At 58.9% G+C, this 15,114-nt stretch carries 15 protein-coding genes; 4 read left to right on the forward strand and 11 right to left on the reverse strand.

Annotated elements, in window-relative coordinates; all coding sequences use genetic code 11:
• Nucleotides 1-73: 73 nt before the first annotated feature.
• Nucleotides 74-3,364, forward strand: a complete 3,291-nt coding sequence (gene rne, locus C1N60_RS12370; RefSeq protein ID WP_394520920.1) for a ribonuclease E — start codon at nucleotides 74-76, stop codon at nucleotides 3,362-3,364.
• A 181-nt stretch (nucleotides 3,365-3,545) separates the two neighbouring features.
• On the opposite strand, the gene flgL is transcribed toward rne, so the two are convergent.
• The 11 genes from flgL to flgB all read right to left on the reverse strand — a co-directional run bounded on the left by flgL (nucleotide 3,546) and on the right by flgB (nucleotide 13,436).
• Nucleotides 3,546-4,511 (reverse strand): flagellar hook-associated protein FlgL, encoded by a 966-nt coding sequence (gene flgL / locus C1N60_RS12375; RefSeq protein WP_058775424.1) that lies wholly within the window; start codon nucleotides 4,509-4,511, stop codon nucleotides 3,546-3,548.
• A gap of 17 nt (nucleotides 4,512-4,528) precedes the next feature.
• Complete coding sequence (gene flgK, locus C1N60_RS12380) at nucleotides 4,529-6,172, reverse strand: flagellar hook-associated protein FlgK (protein WP_021506414.1); 1,644 nt, start codon at nucleotides 6,170-6,172, stop codon at nucleotides 4,529-4,531.
• Nucleotides 6,173-6,288: 116 nt separating this feature from the next.
• The gene (flgJ, locus tag C1N60_RS12385) at nucleotides 6,289-7,230 is read right to left on the reverse strand and encodes a flagellar assembly peptidoglycan hydrolase FlgJ (RefSeq protein ID WP_058775423.1); all 942 of its coding nucleotides are present in this window, start codon (nucleotides 7,228-7,230) and stop codon (nucleotides 6,289-6,291) included.
• Nucleotides 7,230-8,309: a flagellar basal body P-ring protein FlgI gene (locus C1N60_RS12390; RefSeq protein WP_193751829.1), complete on the reverse strand. Its 1,080-nt coding sequence runs from the start codon at nucleotides 8,307-8,309 to the stop codon at nucleotides 7,230-7,232. Before C1N60_RS12390 ends, flgJ begins: the two co-directional genes overlap by 1 nt.
• Nucleotides 8,310-8,348: 39 nt before the next feature.
• Nucleotides 8,349-9,059, reverse strand: a complete 711-nt coding sequence (locus tag C1N60_RS12395) for a flagellar basal body L-ring protein FlgH (protein ID WP_021506417.1) — start codon at nucleotides 9,057-9,059, stop codon at nucleotides 8,349-8,351.
• 62 nt (nucleotides 9,060-9,121) lie between these two features.
• Entirely contained in the window at nucleotides 9,122-9,904 is a 783-nt protein-coding gene (gene flgG / locus C1N60_RS12400) for a flagellar basal-body rod protein FlgG (RefSeq protein WP_021506418.1), read from the reverse strand.
• A gap of 17 nt (nucleotides 9,905-9,921) precedes the next feature.
• Nucleotides 9,922-10,680, reverse strand: a complete 759-nt coding sequence (locus C1N60_RS12405) for a flagellar basal body rod protein FlgF (protein ID WP_058759464.1) — start codon at nucleotides 10,678-10,680, stop codon at nucleotides 9,922-9,924.
• A gap of 20 nt (nucleotides 10,681-10,700) precedes the next feature.
• Nucleotides 10,701-11,903, reverse strand: a complete 1,203-nt coding sequence (gene flgE / locus C1N60_RS12410; RefSeq protein ID WP_021506420.1) for a flagellar hook protein FlgE — start codon at nucleotides 11,901-11,903, stop codon at nucleotides 10,701-10,703.
• Between the two features lie 25 nt (nucleotides 11,904-11,928).
• On the reverse strand, nucleotides 11,929-12,603 hold the full coding sequence (gene flgD / locus C1N60_RS12415; protein ID WP_021506421.1) for a flagellar hook assembly protein FlgD: 675 nt from the start codon (nucleotides 12,601-12,603) through the stop codon (nucleotides 11,929-11,931).
• Between the two features lie 12 nt (nucleotides 12,604-12,615).
• On the reverse strand, nucleotides 12,616-13,020 hold the full coding sequence (gene flgC, locus C1N60_RS12420; RefSeq protein ID WP_021506422.1) for a flagellar basal body rod protein FlgC: 405 nt from the start codon (nucleotides 13,018-13,020) through the stop codon (nucleotides 12,616-12,618).
• Between the two features lie 2 nt (nucleotides 13,021-13,022).
• Nucleotides 13,023-13,436, reverse strand: coding sequence for a flagellar basal body rod protein FlgB (gene flgB / locus C1N60_RS12425; protein WP_021506423.1), 414 nt, complete (start codon nucleotides 13,434-13,436; stop codon nucleotides 13,023-13,025).
• Nucleotides 13,437-13,590: 154 nt separating this feature from the next.
• Here flgB and flgA point away from each other — a divergent pair, with 154 nt between their 5' ends.
• From flgA to flgN, 3 genes are all read left to right on the forward strand, one after another.
• Complete coding sequence (gene flgA, locus C1N60_RS12430; protein ID WP_394520921.1) at nucleotides 13,591-14,250, forward strand: flagellar basal body P-ring formation chaperone FlgA; 660 nt, start codon at nucleotides 13,591-13,593, stop codon at nucleotides 14,248-14,250.
• Between the two features lie 106 nt (nucleotides 14,251-14,356).
• Complete coding sequence (gene flgM / locus C1N60_RS12435) at nucleotides 14,357-14,659, forward strand: flagellar biosynthesis anti-sigma factor FlgM (RefSeq protein ID WP_058775421.1); 303 nt, start codon at nucleotides 14,357-14,359, stop codon at nucleotides 14,657-14,659.
• 5 nt (nucleotides 14,660-14,664) lie between these two features.
• On the forward strand, nucleotides 14,665-15,096 hold the full coding sequence (gene flgN, locus C1N60_RS12440; RefSeq protein WP_394516230.1) for a flagellar export chaperone FlgN: 432 nt from the start codon (nucleotides 14,665-14,667) through the stop codon (nucleotides 15,094-15,096).
• Nucleotides 15,097-15,114 lie beyond the last annotated feature (18 nt).

The raw sequence follows: 15,114 nt of genomic DNA on the forward strand, positions 1-15,114 counted from the left end.
ATCGGTTGATTCTCGTCCAGGGTAACGATGCCCGCAGCTTTATCACTCATGTGAGAATAACGAGTAAGTCACGATGAAAAGAATGTTAATCAACGCAACTCAGCAGGAGGAGTTGCGCGTTGCCCTTGTTGACGGACAACGTCTGTACGATCTGGATATCGAAAGCCCCGGACACGAGCAGAAAAAAGCCAACATCTACAAAGGTAAAATCACCCGTATTGAACCCAGCCTCGAAGCTGCGTTTGTTGATTACGGTGCCGAGCGTCACGGTTTCCTCCCTCTGAAAGAAATTTCCCGCGAATACTTCCCTGCTAATTACAACGCGCATGGCCGTCCGAACATCAAAGATGTGCTGCGTGAAGGCCAGGAAGTGATCGTACAAATCGATAAAGAGGAGCGCGGTAATAAAGGGGCAGCACTGACCACCTTTATTTCGCTGGCCGGTAGCTATCTGGTGCTGATGCCCAACAACCCGCGCGCCGGCGGCATTTCCCGCCGTATCGAAGGTGATGACCGTACCGAGCTGAAAGAGGCGCTGTCAGCGCTGGAGCTGCCGGACGGCATGGGCCTGATCGTGCGTACCGCTGGCGTCGGCAAATCTGCCGAATCGCTGCAGTGGGACCTCAGCTTCCGTCTGAAGCACTGGGAAGCCATCAAAAAAGCCGCAGACAGCCGCCCGGCACCGTTCCTGATTCATCAGGAAAGTAACGTGATTGTGCGCGCCTTCCGCGACTACCTGCGTCAGGATATCGGTGAAATCCTTATCGATAACCCGAAAGTGCTGGAGCTGGCGCGTCAGCACATCGCCGCGCTCGGTCGTCCGGACTTCAGCAGCAAAATCAAACTGTACACCGGTGAAATTCCGCTGTTCAGCCATTACCAGATCGAATCGCAGATTGAATCGGCGTTCCAGCGCGAAGTGCGTCTGCCGTCCGGCGGTTCTATCGTTATCGACAGCACTGAAGCGCTGACTGCCATCGATATCAACTCCGCCCGCGCGACACGCGGTGGCGATATCGAAGAGACCGCCTTCAACACCAACCTGGAAGCCGCCGACGAGATTGCCCGTCAGCTGCGCCTGCGCGACCTCGGTGGTCTGATTGTTATCGACTTCATCGATATGACGCCTGTGCGCCATCAGCGCGCCGTGGAAAACCGTCTGCGTGAAGCGGTACGTCAGGATCGGGCGCGTATCCAGATCAGCCACATTTCACGCTTTGGTCTGCTGGAGATGTCGCGTCAGCGCCTCAGCCCGTCACTGGGTGAGTCCAGCCATCACGTCTGCCCGCGCTGTAGCGGTACCGGCACCATTCGTGATAACGAATCGCTGTCGCTGTCGATCCTGCGTCTGATTGAAGAAGAAGCGCTGAAAGACAACACCAAAGAAGTGCACGCCATTGTGCCGGTTCAGGTGGCCTCTTACCTGCTGAACGAAAAACGTGAAGCGGTCAGTGCGATTGAGAAACGTCAGGGCGGCGTGCGTGCCATCATCGTGCCAAACGATCAGATGGAAACGCCGCACTACTCGGTGCTGCGCGTGCGCAAAGGTGAAGAGACGCAAACCCTCTCCTATCACCTGCCGAAACTGCATGAAGCTGAGATGGCGCTGCCTTCGGAAGAAGAGCACGCTGAGCGTCGTCGTCCGGAGCAGCCTGCTCTGGCCGCCTTCGTGATGCCGGATGCACCACCGGCTCCGGTTGAAGTGAGCGAAGAGAGCCAGCCGGCAGCAGTTGACGTCAAAGCCAAACCGGCGGTCGCAGCACCCGCGACGGTCAGCACCGGTTTTGTTGCGCGCCTGCTGGGTGGCCTGAAAAAACTGTTTGCTGGTGATGCCCCCGCCGCAGCCCCTGCTGAAGAGAAGACCGAAGCGAAAACGGCTGACGGTGAGAATACGCAGCAGCGTGGTGAGCGTCGTAACAATCGTCGCAACAACAACAATCGCCGCGAGCGCACGCCGCGCAACGGTGAGCATGCGCAGAGCCGTGAAGGCCGTGAGCCACGTGAAGCGCGCGAGCCGCGTGAGCCTCGTGAAGCCCGCGAGCCACGCGAGCCACGCGATCAGGATAACCGCCGTAACAAGCGTCAGAATGACGCGCGCGGTGAGCGTCCGGCGCTGACTGAAGAGCAACTGCAGCAGCGTGATGAGCAGCAGCAACAGCGTCGCGAACAGCGTGCTGAGCGCCAGCGTCGTCGTCAGGAAGAGAAGCGTGCGCAGCAGGAACCGCAAGTTGCTGAGCAGGTGCCTGTTGTTGATAGCGTTGATGACAGCGTTGCGCAGGAAGACGAACGCGTTCAGGTTATGCCGCGTCGCAAACAGCGCCAGCTCAGTCAGCGCGTGCGCGTAGGTGACAACGCTGAGGCGATGCCTGCTGAGCTGCCTGCCGCTGCCGTTACTGAAGCGGTGCAGGAAAACAGCCAGCGCGCCCAGCTGAAAGAGCAAGTTGAAACCGCTCAGGATGAGCAGGATGACAGCGAGAACCGTGACGGGGCCAACATGCCGCGCCGTTCACGTCGCTCACCGCGTCATCTGCGCGTCAGCGGTCAGCGTCGTCGTCGCTATCGTGACGAGCGTTACCCTACGCAGTCTGCGATGCCGCTGGAAACAGCAGCTGCCTCACCAGAGATGGCGTCAGGCAAAGTGTGGATCACTTATCCGGTCACGCAGACTCACGAGCACTTCACTTCTAACCAGGCGCTGAACGAAATGCCAGACTATGGCTATCAGGATGCCGCCCCGGCGGAAGAACTGCCTGTAGCTGTCGAAGCCGCTGCCGTGGCACAGCCAGAAACGCCAGCGCCAGAAGTGGTGCATCAGGCTGAACCGCAGGCGCACACTGAGGTGCCGGTGGTGAATACTGATGACCTGACGCCAGTGGCGGCACCGGTTGATCACCAGCCAGCAGTGATTTCCGCAGCCGATGAAGCAGTTGCACAGGAAACCGCAGCAGAAGCGCAACCGGCTGTTACGCCTGCCGAAGAGACGCAGCCAGTGGTTACCGAAGCGGTTACCGAAGCGGTTAGCGCAGCGGAACAGGCTCCAATCGAGGTGTCACCCGCAGTCGAAGCGCAGGTAGAAGAAGTGCTGTCCGCGCCGGTAGCGGCCGAAGCACCTGTCGCGCCGGTCACCGAACCGCACGCACCGGTTGCCGCCCGTGATACCGGTGTCAGCCATGCTGAGACCCGCTTCAAGCATCACGCTACGGCACCGATGACCAAAGCACCGGCACCGGCATGGGAACCTGAGCCCGTGCGCCACAGTGACTGGGTCCGTCCGGCCTTCAACTTCGAAGGACGCGGTTCAGCCGGTGGTCACAGCGCCACGCATCAGGCTACCGCACCGGCTACCCGTCCGGAAAGCGCGTAAGTCTCTGCTGTAGAGCACTACCGTCTCCAAACCCCGGCTGGTCCGGGGTTTTTTATTGCCCGCATTCTCCCCTCCCACCTGACTGAACACTCTGAATAAAAGCCAAAAAAAATCCCACGGCCCTCGCAGGCAGTGGGAAAAACTAAGCGTACCCGGTTTAAGTACGCTCAAACAGTCAGGTTTATTTATTCATCTGGAACAGCGACATCTTCGACATATCGCTAAAGGTGGTGTACGACGCCTGCAGCAGCTGCTGCTGCATGGTGTAGGTAGAAATGGCTTCGGTGTAATCGACGTTAACCAGCGTGCTCATCTGATCTTTCAGCGTCACCTTGCGGTCGTCACCTTTTGCATCCAGCGTATCCAGTTCGTCCAGCTGGGTACCAATCTCAGAACGCACCGCCAGCACGTTGTTCAGCGAGTTGCTGAAGCCACGGTTGGCCTTGTCCATCGCCGCGCTGAAGGTCTGTTTAGTGGCATCGTCAGCGTCATTCTGCGGCACTTTCAGCGCTGCAATGGCGTCATCCAGCATATCGAACAGGTTAGTCTGGCTGGGGCTGCCATCCGGCTCCGGCTTGGCGTTGCTGGTCAGCTGGTCAAAAATTGAATTACCGGTATGGCCCACCGTCATGGTGCGTTCGCTGTCGACTTTCTGAGTGATCGCGTCGCTGCCACCGCTATAGATGATTTTACCGCTGGCATCTTCAGTGAACGGCGGCTTGTCGGACGCATAGCCGGCAAACAGGTAGCGGCCGTTCCCGTCTTTGCTGTTGGCCAGGTTGAGCAGCTGCGAGCGAATGCCCTCCAGCTGGGTAGCATAAGACGCACGGTCATCGTCACTCAGCGAGCCGTTACCGGCGCTGATCAGCGTGGATTGCGCCGACTGAATCGCCGTCGTGACATCACTCAGCGTGCTCTCTTCCAGCGACAGGCCCTGATTCGCGAACGAACGCGCCAGCGCGAACTGGCTGTCGCGCGCCTGCGTCTGCGACAGCACCACGGCGCGCGAAGCGGCGATCGGATCGTCAGACGGATTGGTCACGCGGCGACCGGTTGACAGTTGTTCACCCGCTTTCAGCCAGGAGGATTGCGCGTCAGTGACGCCGCGCACCTGCTGGTCGAAAATCATATTGGTACTGAGTCTCATCGGTCAGGCCTCCCGTATTAACCGCGAATGCTCATCAGAGCATCGAAAATGGTATTGGCGGTTTGCAGTACCTGCGCGTTCGCCATGTAAAATTGCTGATATTTGCTCAGGTTGGCGTACTCTTCGTCGAGGTTTACGCCAGAAACCGACTGCTGACGTTCGGTCAGCTGCGTCACCACGCCCTTCTGGGTGGTAGCGGCGGTTTCGAGGTTTTTGGTTTTGTTGCCGACGGTGCTCACGAGGCTGGCATAACCCTGCGCCAGCGTGGCGTTACCGTTAATCAGTTTGGCATCCTGCAGGTCCAGCAGCTTTTGCGCGTTACGGTTATCGCTGGCGCCACCCGCAGCCGAAGCTGCCGCGATCTGCGATTCACTGGTGATAGCCACTGACATGCCGCTAATCACATCCTGCACCGGTTTGACCAGGAAGCTGTCTTTGGCGTTAGCCGTTCCATTTACCGTTAATGACAGTCCGTCAAAGCTCATGGTGGTATTGCCGGCACCGTCGCTGCCCATGGTCGGCGTCACTTTCACGTTGTCCGAAAGACGCGTCACCGACCAGTTGCTGCCGTCATAGCTGACGCTGTAGTTAGAGGCTTTCATCGCCCCGGTATCGGTCCAGCTGGCACTGACGGTAGCGGCAGAGGTGTTTTTGCTGTTGGTCACCACTGTCGGGCTACCAATATTGAAGAAGTTGATGCCGGTGTTGCCTTTGCTGTCATAGCCCTGGCTGTGCACCTGGTTGAAGCTGGTGGTGAATGCCGCTGCCAGCTGTCCGAGCTGGTTCTGCGCGTTATCCAGATCCTGGGTACGGAACGCCAGCAGGCCCCCGAGCGAACCGGTGGTCAGCGTTTTTTCCGGGATCTCAACGTTACCGGCCTGCTTATCGACATAGCCCACGGTAATGCGCGACGCATCGCTGCTGGAAGGCATGGCGATCAGCGAGGTGGTTTTGCTGCCGTTGACCAGCGTGGTGTTACCCATCGAGACGATATAGTTACCGTCCTGCTGCGAAACGTTCACGCCGACCAGGCCATTCAGGTTATTGACCAGCTGATCGCGCTGATCGAGCAGGTCGTTAGGCGCAGAGCCGCCGCCGGTGGTCAGCTTGGCGATCTGCGTGTTGAGATCGGCAATCTGGCTGGAGTAGGTGTTGATCTGCTCGACGCTGGCTTTGATGTCCGTATTGACGCTGTTTTGCATGCTGGTCAGATACTGTGCGGTGGTCTGGAACTGGTTTACCAGCCCCTGCGCATAGCTCAGCATAGACTGGCGCGCAGAAGGATCGTCCGCGTTACTCACCACGTTCTGCACGTTAGTGAAAAAGCTCTGAATCGAGTCAGACAGGCTGGTGGTCGACGTCGACAACAGATCATCAATATTCGAAATCTGGTTGTACTGTGAATTGACCGCGCTGTAGTTGGCGCTGTTACCGCGCAACTGGGCGGTAATAAACTCATCGTATTCACGCTGCACGCCGGTCACATTGACGCCGTTGCCATAATAGTTGCTGCCCTGCAGCGTACTGTTGGCCTGCGACAGCAAAATCGTCTGGCGCGAATAACCGGCCACGGTGTAATTACTGATGTTGTTACTGGTGGTGCTTAATGCGGCCTGTGCGGCGCTCAGCCCGCTCATCGCGGAGTTAATTATGCTGGACATCTCGGTTCCTTTTTCCCGTTAACCGGGCTGGCAGTCATCAGTGCGATTGCGCGGGCCACAACGCCCGCGGCATGTGAAGGTTATCGGCGTGCTTAAGCGAAACTTGAGCGGAAAAATCAGAACAGGTCGGTGAAATCCTGGCTGTAAGCCTTAACCACTTTTTCGCCCATGTTTTTGAATTGCTGGATCATTCCTACCAGTTTCTGCGCATATTTCGGGTCAGTCGCGTAGCCGGCCGCCTGTAGCGCGCGCGCGCCCTGCTCGGCGCTCGGTGCGTTCGCCACCGCCGCATAACGTGGATTACTTGAGATCAACCGCACGTAGTCGCTGAGCGCTTCGAAATAGGAGCCATAAACGCGGAAGGTGGCGCGCACTTTCTTCGCTTCACCGCCCTCGTATTCTGTGGTCATGATGTCGGTGGTTTCGCCCTTCCAGTCGCCGCTGGCTTTAATCCCGAACACGTTGTAGCTCGGCTTACCGTCGCGCGTCAGGATCTGCCGCTGGCCCCAGCCGGACTCCAGTGCCGCCTGCGCCAGGATCAGATGGTGAGGAATGCCGCTCTGCTGGCTGGCCACTTTCGCCGGCTGCGCCAGCTGGGCGATAAACTCATTGCTGTCACCCGGCAGGCTGGCCGGCGAGACCGGCAGACGCGGCACCGCTTTGCGCACCATCTGCTCCAGCTGCGTGGGCGCAAGGCTGCTATAGATGAAGCTGTTATCCAGTTTCATCGGCACGGTACCGGCGCTTTCGTCCGGAGCCTGCGCCGGCTGCATCTGTTTGACAATGGTGTCGGCCAGACCCAGCCCGCGCTTGCCGATTTCCTGCGCAATCTGCTGATCGTAAAGCGAGGTGTAAAGCCGCGTCTGATCGTTGCTCAGCATGCCATCCTGCGGCAGCGCTTCACGCATGCTCTTCAGCATCATCTGCACGAACATCCCTTCGACCTGCTTCGCCACCTGCAGCGCTTTGCCTTTCGGGTCCACGGCAGCCTGGCGTTTCAGTTCGTTCAGCGAGCGGCTGTCATACGCCGCATTCATCAGCGATTGCGTATCGGTCATCAGATAATTTCCAGCTTCGCGCGCAGGCAGCCCGCGCTCTCCATCGATTGCAGAATCGACATCAGCTCAATCGGTGTCGCACCCAGCGCATTCAGCGCCCGCACTACGTTGTTCAGGTTGGCACTGGCGTTAACCCGCTGCAGCGCGCCGCCGCTCTGACGCAGATCGATCTGCGTTTGCGTGGTGGCAACCGTCTGACCACCGGCAAACGGCGTATCCGGCTGGCTGACGTTCTGCTGCTGGTTAACCGTGACCGACAGGTTGCCCTGCGCCACCGCACAGGTGTTGAGCGTCACTTCGCGATTCATCACCACCGAACCGGTGCGCGAGTTAATGATCACTTTGGCGTCTTCCAGCGGTACCGACACGTCGATGTTCTGGATCTCCGCCAGCAGACGTACCTGCGAGCTGTTATTTGGCGACACGCGGATTTGCACGGTACGGGCGTCCAGCGGCAGCGCTGACCCCACGCCACGGCTGTTGATGGCATCAGCAATGCGCTGTGCCATGGTGAAATCTTCGTTGTTAAGCTGCAGGTTTATAGTGTTCTGGCTGCCGAAGTTGCTCTGCAGCTCGCGCTCCACGGTGGCGCCACCGGTAATGCGGCCGCCGTTGAGCTGGTTAACCTGTACGCTGCTGCCACCGGCCGAGGCGCCCGCCCCGCCGACCAGGATGTTACCCTGCGCCAGCGCGTAAACCTGGTTATCGACGCCCTTCATTGGCGTCATCAGCAGCGTACCGCCGCGTAAGCTTTTGGCGTTACCCAGTGAGGACACCACCACATCAACCGTCTGTCCCTGACGGGCAAACGACGGCAGTTTGGCGGTGACCATCACCGCCGCCACGTTTTTCAGCTGCATGTTGGTGCCGGCAGGCACGGTGATGCCCAGCTGCGACAGCATGTTACTCACCGTTTGCGTGGTGAACGGCGTCTGGGTGGTCTGGTCACCGGTGCCGTCAAGGCCAACCACCAGACCGTAACCAATCAGCTGGTTATCGCGTACGCCCTGCACGCTGGTGAGATCGCGGATGCGATCGGCCTGCGCCATCAGGCTGCTGATGCCGAGCAACAGGCCCATGCCCAAACGCAGCAGTGTAGTGTTTTTCATCATGACCTCTTACATCGGCGAGACGTTCAGGAAGAAGCGCTGGAACCAGCCCATGGTCTGCGCCTCATTGATATAACCGTTACCGACGTACTCAATACGTGCATCGGCGACCTGCGTTGACAGCACCGCGTTGCTGGCGCTGATGGTGCGCGGGTTCACTACGCCAGAGAAGCGAATAAATTCGGTGCCCTGGTTGATTTCAATCTGTTTCTCGCCGACCACGCGCAGGTTGCCGTTCGACAGCACCTGGTTAACGGTGACGGTGATGGTGCCGGTAAAGGTGTTGTTGGCGGTCGCGCCACCTTTGCCAGCGAAATCGTTTTTGCCGTTGGCATCGAGCGCGGCTTTTTCGCCGCCGGCGCCCACCAGTCCGGCCAGGCCGGTTGGGATGGCGCTCAGGCCAAAGCTATTGCTGCCATCGCGGCTGGCATTGGCTGAAGAGCTTTTGCTGGCGCTGACGTTTTCCTGCAGCGTAATGGTCAGGGTGTCACCAATGTTACGTGGACGACGATCCTCAAACAGCGGCTGATAGCCGTAGTTGAGCGGCGCCACGCCCTGAAAAATGGAACCGTTCACCACCGGCGGTGCGGATGGCGTCGGCTCAGCCGTCGTCGCACCCTGTACCAGTGGCGTGCGCGGCACCAGCGCACAACCGTTAAGGGTCAGTAGCAGCGTGGCTACTAACCAATGCCCAGGCTTGAGAATCACTTGCTTCGCCACGGAGTTCTGACCTTTTTCATGTTCTTAATCGGGCCAGACGCGCTGGCCCAACGATCCCGGCATTACAGCTGGGTTAACTTCTGCAGCATCTGATCGGAGGTGCTGATCGCTTTGCTGTTGATCTCATAAGCGCGCTGCGTCTGAATCATGGTCACCAGCTCTTCCGCCACGTTGACGTTGGAGGTTTCCACGTAACCCTGATACAGCAGACCGGCCCCGTTCTGGCCCGGCGTGCTTTCGGTCGGCGCGCCGGAGGCCTGGGTTTCCTGATAGAGGTTTTCCCCGACGCTATCCAGTCCGGCATCGTTCATGAAGGTGCTGAGCGTCAGCTGGCCAACCTGCGCCGGCTGCGTCTGCCCCTGCTGTGTCACCGTCACCACGCCGTCACGCGCAATGGTGATGCTGGTGGCGTTCGCCGGAATAGTGATGCCTGGCTGCACCGGGAAACCGGCGTTGGTCACCAGCTGGCCGTTCTGGTCCACCTGGAAAGAGCCGTCGCGGGTATACGCCGACGTACCGTCCGGCATCTGCACCTGGAAATAGCCCTGACCATTAATCGCCACATCTTTTGAGTTGCTGGTCTGCGACAGGTTGCCCTGGTTGTGCAGACGTTCGGTGGTCACCGGACGCACACCGGTACCGATCTGCAGGCCCGACGGCAGCGTCGTCTGTTCTGACGACTGCGCACCCGGCTGACGCAGGGTCTGGTACATCAGGTCTTCGAACACCGCGCGTGAACGCTTAAAGCCGTTGGTGCTGACGTTCGCCAGGTTGTTGGCGATGACGTCCATGTTGGTCTGCTGTGCGTCAAGACCGGTTTTCGCGATCCATAAAGAACGAATCATTGTGTTTTCCTTAAGCCTTAGCTGCTCATATTGAGCAGCTGATTAGCCCGCTGTTCGTTTTCATCGACGTTGGAGATCACTTTCATCTGCATCTCGAAACGTCGGGCGTTGGCGATCATGTCGACCATGGTTTCCACGGGCTTCACGTTGCTGCCCTCCAGCACGCCCGGCATCACCTGCACGGTTGCGTCATTCGGCAGTGCCGCGCCGCGCTGTGCCTGAGTGGCGGCGCTGGGACGGAACATGCCGTCATCACCGCGCGTCAGTTCCTGGCCTGTGGCACGTACCAGCTTCAGCCGTCCGAGCTGCACCGTGGCGTTCGGCGCGTCACCGGCGTTAAGCGCGGTGATGGAGCCGTCGGCGGCAATGGTCAGTTGCGCGCCCTGCGGCACGGCAATCGGACCGCCATCGCCCATCACGGGATTGCCCTGAATGGTCAGCTGGCCGGTCGGGCTAATCTGCATGTTACCGTTGCGGGTATAAGCTTCGCTGCCGTCAGCGGTACGCACCGCCAGCCAGCCATCCTGCTGCACCGCCACATCGAGCGGACGCTCGGTATAATCGAGCGAGCCCTGCGACATATCGGCACCCGGCGTCGAAGCAGCCACCAGCGTACGTGTTGGCAGCGACCAGCCGTTGACCGGCACCGCGCGCAGCGCATTGAGCTGAGCGCGAAAGCCCGGCGTCGAGGCGTTGGCGAGGTTGCTGGCGGTGACAGACTGTTGCTCCATCGTCTGACTGGCCGCGCCCATCGCGGTATATATTGCGTGATCCATAAAGCAATCCCGTTAGCGTATTAACGAAGGTTGACCAGGGTGTTAAGAATCTGGTCCTGCGTTTTGATGGTCTGGCTGTTGGCCTGATAGTTACGCTGGGCAACGATCATATTCACCAGCTCTTTACTCAGGTCGACGTTGGACGCTTCCAGCGCGCCGGAGGTCAGGTTGCCGTAGGTACCGGTGCCTGCCAGACCGACTGCCGCCTGGCCCGAGGAGTTGGTTGCCGACCAGACGTTATCGCCCTCGGACTTCAGCCCTTCCGGGTTAGAGAAACTCGCCAGCACAATCTGACCCAGCAGCTGGGTTTTCTGGTTGGAGTAAGTCCCGGTGATGGTGCCGTCGTCGTTGATGGTATAACTGGTCAGATCGCCCGGTGCATAGCCATCCTGGGTTGGGTTACCGAAGTTGGTTTTGCCGGTGTTCTGCTGCAGGCTGCCGAGCACGCTGAGGCTGACGGCCTGGTTAGCCGCGGCACCGTTCGCACCCTGAATGGTCAGCGCCACTGTGCTGGCCGAGGTCAGGTTACCGCTGGTATCGAATACCATGTTGAAGTTACCGGCAGCCTGACCGGTGGTGGAATCAATCGCGTGCACCGTCCAGTTGTTGTCGGCCGTTTTGACGTAGTACAGATCCAGCGCGTGGTCGTTACCCTGCGAGTCGTACACGGTCACGGTGCTTTTAGCGTTGTAAGTATCCACGTTGGTTGCCGTGAACGCACCGCCGGTTGGCACCGCATCGGTAGAATTCAGGTTGGATACCATAGTGGCGGTGGTGGTGGCACGCGCCGACATCTGGGTGGTCGGAATGCTCAGCGCGACCGGGTTGGCACCGGCCTGAATGGTTGGCGGGGTGCCGTTAGCCGGATAGCCGGTTACGGTCAGGCCTTGGGTGTTCACCAGGTTACGGTTTTCGTCCAGCGTGAACTGGCCGTTACGCGAATAGAACACGCCGCCGCTGGCGTCGGTCAGACGGAAGAAACCGTTGCCGCTCAGCGCCACGTCCAGCCCACGGCTGGTGGAAGTGGTGGTGCCGTCGTTAAAGTTCTGAATCACCGCTGCGACTTTGGTACCCATACCGACGTTCGAACCGGCGAACATATCGGCAAACGCGATGGTGCTGGATTTAAAGCCGGCCGTCGCCGAGTTGGCGATGTTGTTACCAATAACGTCGAGGTTGCTGGAGGCAGCGCCCAGGCCGCTCACCGCTTGTGAAAATGACATGCTATTTCTCCTGCTAAGAGGTTAGTCAGAGAATCTGACGAATTTCATCGAGGGTCGCGGAGCCCATGGTGCCGAGATCCAGTTTTGCGGTGTTATTCACGGTGCTGACGCCGTTGACATAGGCGTAGTTCAGCGGCTGTGCCACCAGTTGGGTGCTGCCATTGCTGGCGGCGAGTGAAACCGTATATTTGCCGTCCGGTGCGGCGCTGCCATCGTCCATCTTGCCGTCCCACGAGAAGGTGTGAACGCCGGCGCTGAGACCGCCGAGATCGATAGAGCGCACTACGCTGCCGTTGCCATCTTTGATGGTGACGCTGGTGGCGGTCGACGCGGTGCCCAGCTCCACGCCAAACGGCGTGCTGGTGCCGCTGCCGACCAGCACCTGGCTGCCCTTCACCATCACGCCATGGCCGATCAGCGTTGAGCTCTGCAGCGACTGGCTGGTGCTGATCTGACCGGAGATCGATCCCAGCGTGGTATTGAGTTTTTCAATGCCGCTCAGGGTGTTGATCTGCGTCAGCTGGGTTGTCAGCTGACTGTTGTCCATCGGGTTAGTCGGGTCCTGATTTTTCAGCTGCGTCACCAGCATGTTCAGGAACTGGTTTTGCAGATCCTGCGCGCTGTTGCCGCTGCCGGTGCTGCTGCTGGAGCTGAGGACCGTGGGGTCGAGGTTGTCTTTAATCCCTACTGCAAGGCTCATAATGCGTCTCCGTTACTGACCCATGGTGAGGGTTTTCATCATCATTGACTTCACCGTGTTCAGCACTTCGACGTTGGCCTGATAGCTGCGCGACGCGGACATGGTGTTAACGGTTTCGGCGACCACGTCGACGTTAGGCATTTTGACGTAGCCTTTCTGGTCAGCCAGCGGATTACCCGGGTCATACACCAGTTTGGCGGGCGTCGGGTCGTTCACGACACCGGCTACTTTGACGCCGCCGGTGGCCGCGCCCTGAGCGGCATCGGTCTGGAAAATCACCTGCTTCGCCACGTACGGCTGACCGTCCGGCCCGGTGACGCTGTCGGCGTTGGCCAGGTTACTGGCGCTGACGTTGAGCCGCTGTGACTGTGCGGTCATCGCAGAACCGGCGATATCAAAGATATTCAGCAATGCCATGATTATTGCCCCTGCAGAACGCTCATCATGCCTTTGATCTGGCTACTGATGAGGGTGAGATCGGTTTGGTATTTCAGGCTGTTATCCGCAAACTGCGTACGCTCGCGATCCATATCCACGGTGTTACCATCCGCGGCAGGCTGATCGGGAATGCGGTACAGCAGATCCAGTGCGGGCTGTGAGTTGGTCTGCGCTTCAATGTGACGTGATGACGTGACATTGAGCGCCAGGCTGCTACCTTCGGCACGGCCGTTCTGCATCACCTTGCTCAGCTGGCTGGCAAAGTCGATATCCCGCGCCTGGTAGCCCGGGGTATCGGCGTTGGCAATGTTAGACGCCAGAATCTCCTGGCGCTGCGCCCGCAGGTTTAATGCTTCTGTACCAAATCGCAGCGCGGCATCGAGTTTGTCGAGCATGCTTCCTCCGCGAATGAGAATTTCGAGCTGACAGCTTAATGGGACAAAAGCAAGGGCTATCGTCTGAATAGCAGCAAAAATCGTGGCTATTTTTCACCTTGAATTTTTGGTGCGCGGAGTAGACTCAGTGCCATCTTTTCGACAGGAGGCGTTGATGCGTACAACTTCTTCCCTGCTGGCCCTGCTGTGGCTGGCCTTCGCGACGCCCGGCTATGCCGCCGATCTCAGCGCGCAGCTGACTCAGTTCTTTCAGGCGCGCGATCCGCAGCACGCCGCCGGTATGACGGTGGTGGTCCGCACGCCGCAGACGCAGTGGCCCGCCTGCGACACACCGCAGCTGCTGCTGCCGGGTAACAGTCGCCAGTGGGGCAATCTGAGCATTGCCGCCAGCTGCGGCCAGAATCGTCGCTATCTGCAGGTGCAGGTGCAGGTCACCGGCGAGTATCTGGTGGCCAATCGTCAGCTGGCGCGCGGCAGCAACGTCAGCGCCAATGATTTCCGTCTGGAGAGTGGCCGGCTGGATACGCTGCCGGCGCGCGCGCTGCTCAGCAGCAGCAATCTGGCGGACGCCATTGCCCTGCGTGACATTGCGCCAGGCCAGCCGGTGACGGCCACCATGCTGCGCCAGCCGTGGCGGGTGAAAGCCGGTCAGAATGTGATGGTGATTGCCAGCGGCAACGGCTTTAATGCCAGCAGTGAAGGTCGTGCGTTAAACAATGCCAGCGCGGCGCAGACGGTGCGCGTGCGCATGAGCAATGGCCAGGTGGTAAGCGGTCGTGTCAGCGAGGATGGGAATATTCTGATATCGCTATAAAGCGTTAAAGAACGCTGTTGTTCTGCCGATAGAGATATCAACAATGATATTACCCTATGCTGACTCAGTTGGCTGATCCCCAACTGACCCTAACAGGAGCCACACCATGAGTATCGACAGAACGCAGCCTTTAAAACCGGTGAGCACTGTACAAACCCGTGACAGCAGCGACAACCAGGCAAAAGTGCGTCAGAACAGCGCACCGGCCGCCAGCACCAGCCAGAATGGTGCAGAAGTGACGCTGAGTCCCGCTCAGGCGCAGCTGATGCAGCCGGGCAGCAAAGATATTAACACAGCGCGCGTAGAGCAGCTGAAGACCGCCATTCGTAATGGTGAACTGAAAATGGATACCGGTAAGATCGCCGATGCGCTGATCGCCGATACCAGGGCGTTTTTAGAGGGTAAATAGTCCCGATGGATAATCTGCTGACCACCTTAGATAAAATGCAGGATGTGCTGAGTTCGCTTAACGTCGTGATGGATGAAGAGCAGCAGCAACTTTCTGCCGGACGGATTAATGGCAACCTGCTGCAGCGCATTACAGAAGATAAAAGCGCGCTGCTGACGACGTTGAATTATCTGGACGAGATGCGCCGCAAAACCGAGCTGTCGCTGGGTACCAAAGCGCCTTATCGTGGTCACATTGATATTGCACGCCGCTGGCACAGCATTCAGCAACATACCCAGCGTCTGCGCGACGCCAATCAGCACAATGGCATGCTGTTGCAGCATCAGATGACCTTTACCGAACAGGCGCTGTCGGTGCTGAAACCGCATCAGACCCAGTCATTTTACGGCCCGGACGGTCGTGGTTTAGGCCAGACCACGCTGAGCCGCAAAGGCTAAACGCAGCCGTGCTGCGGG

Source organism: Pantoea sp. SGAir0184 (assembly GCF_043544755.1).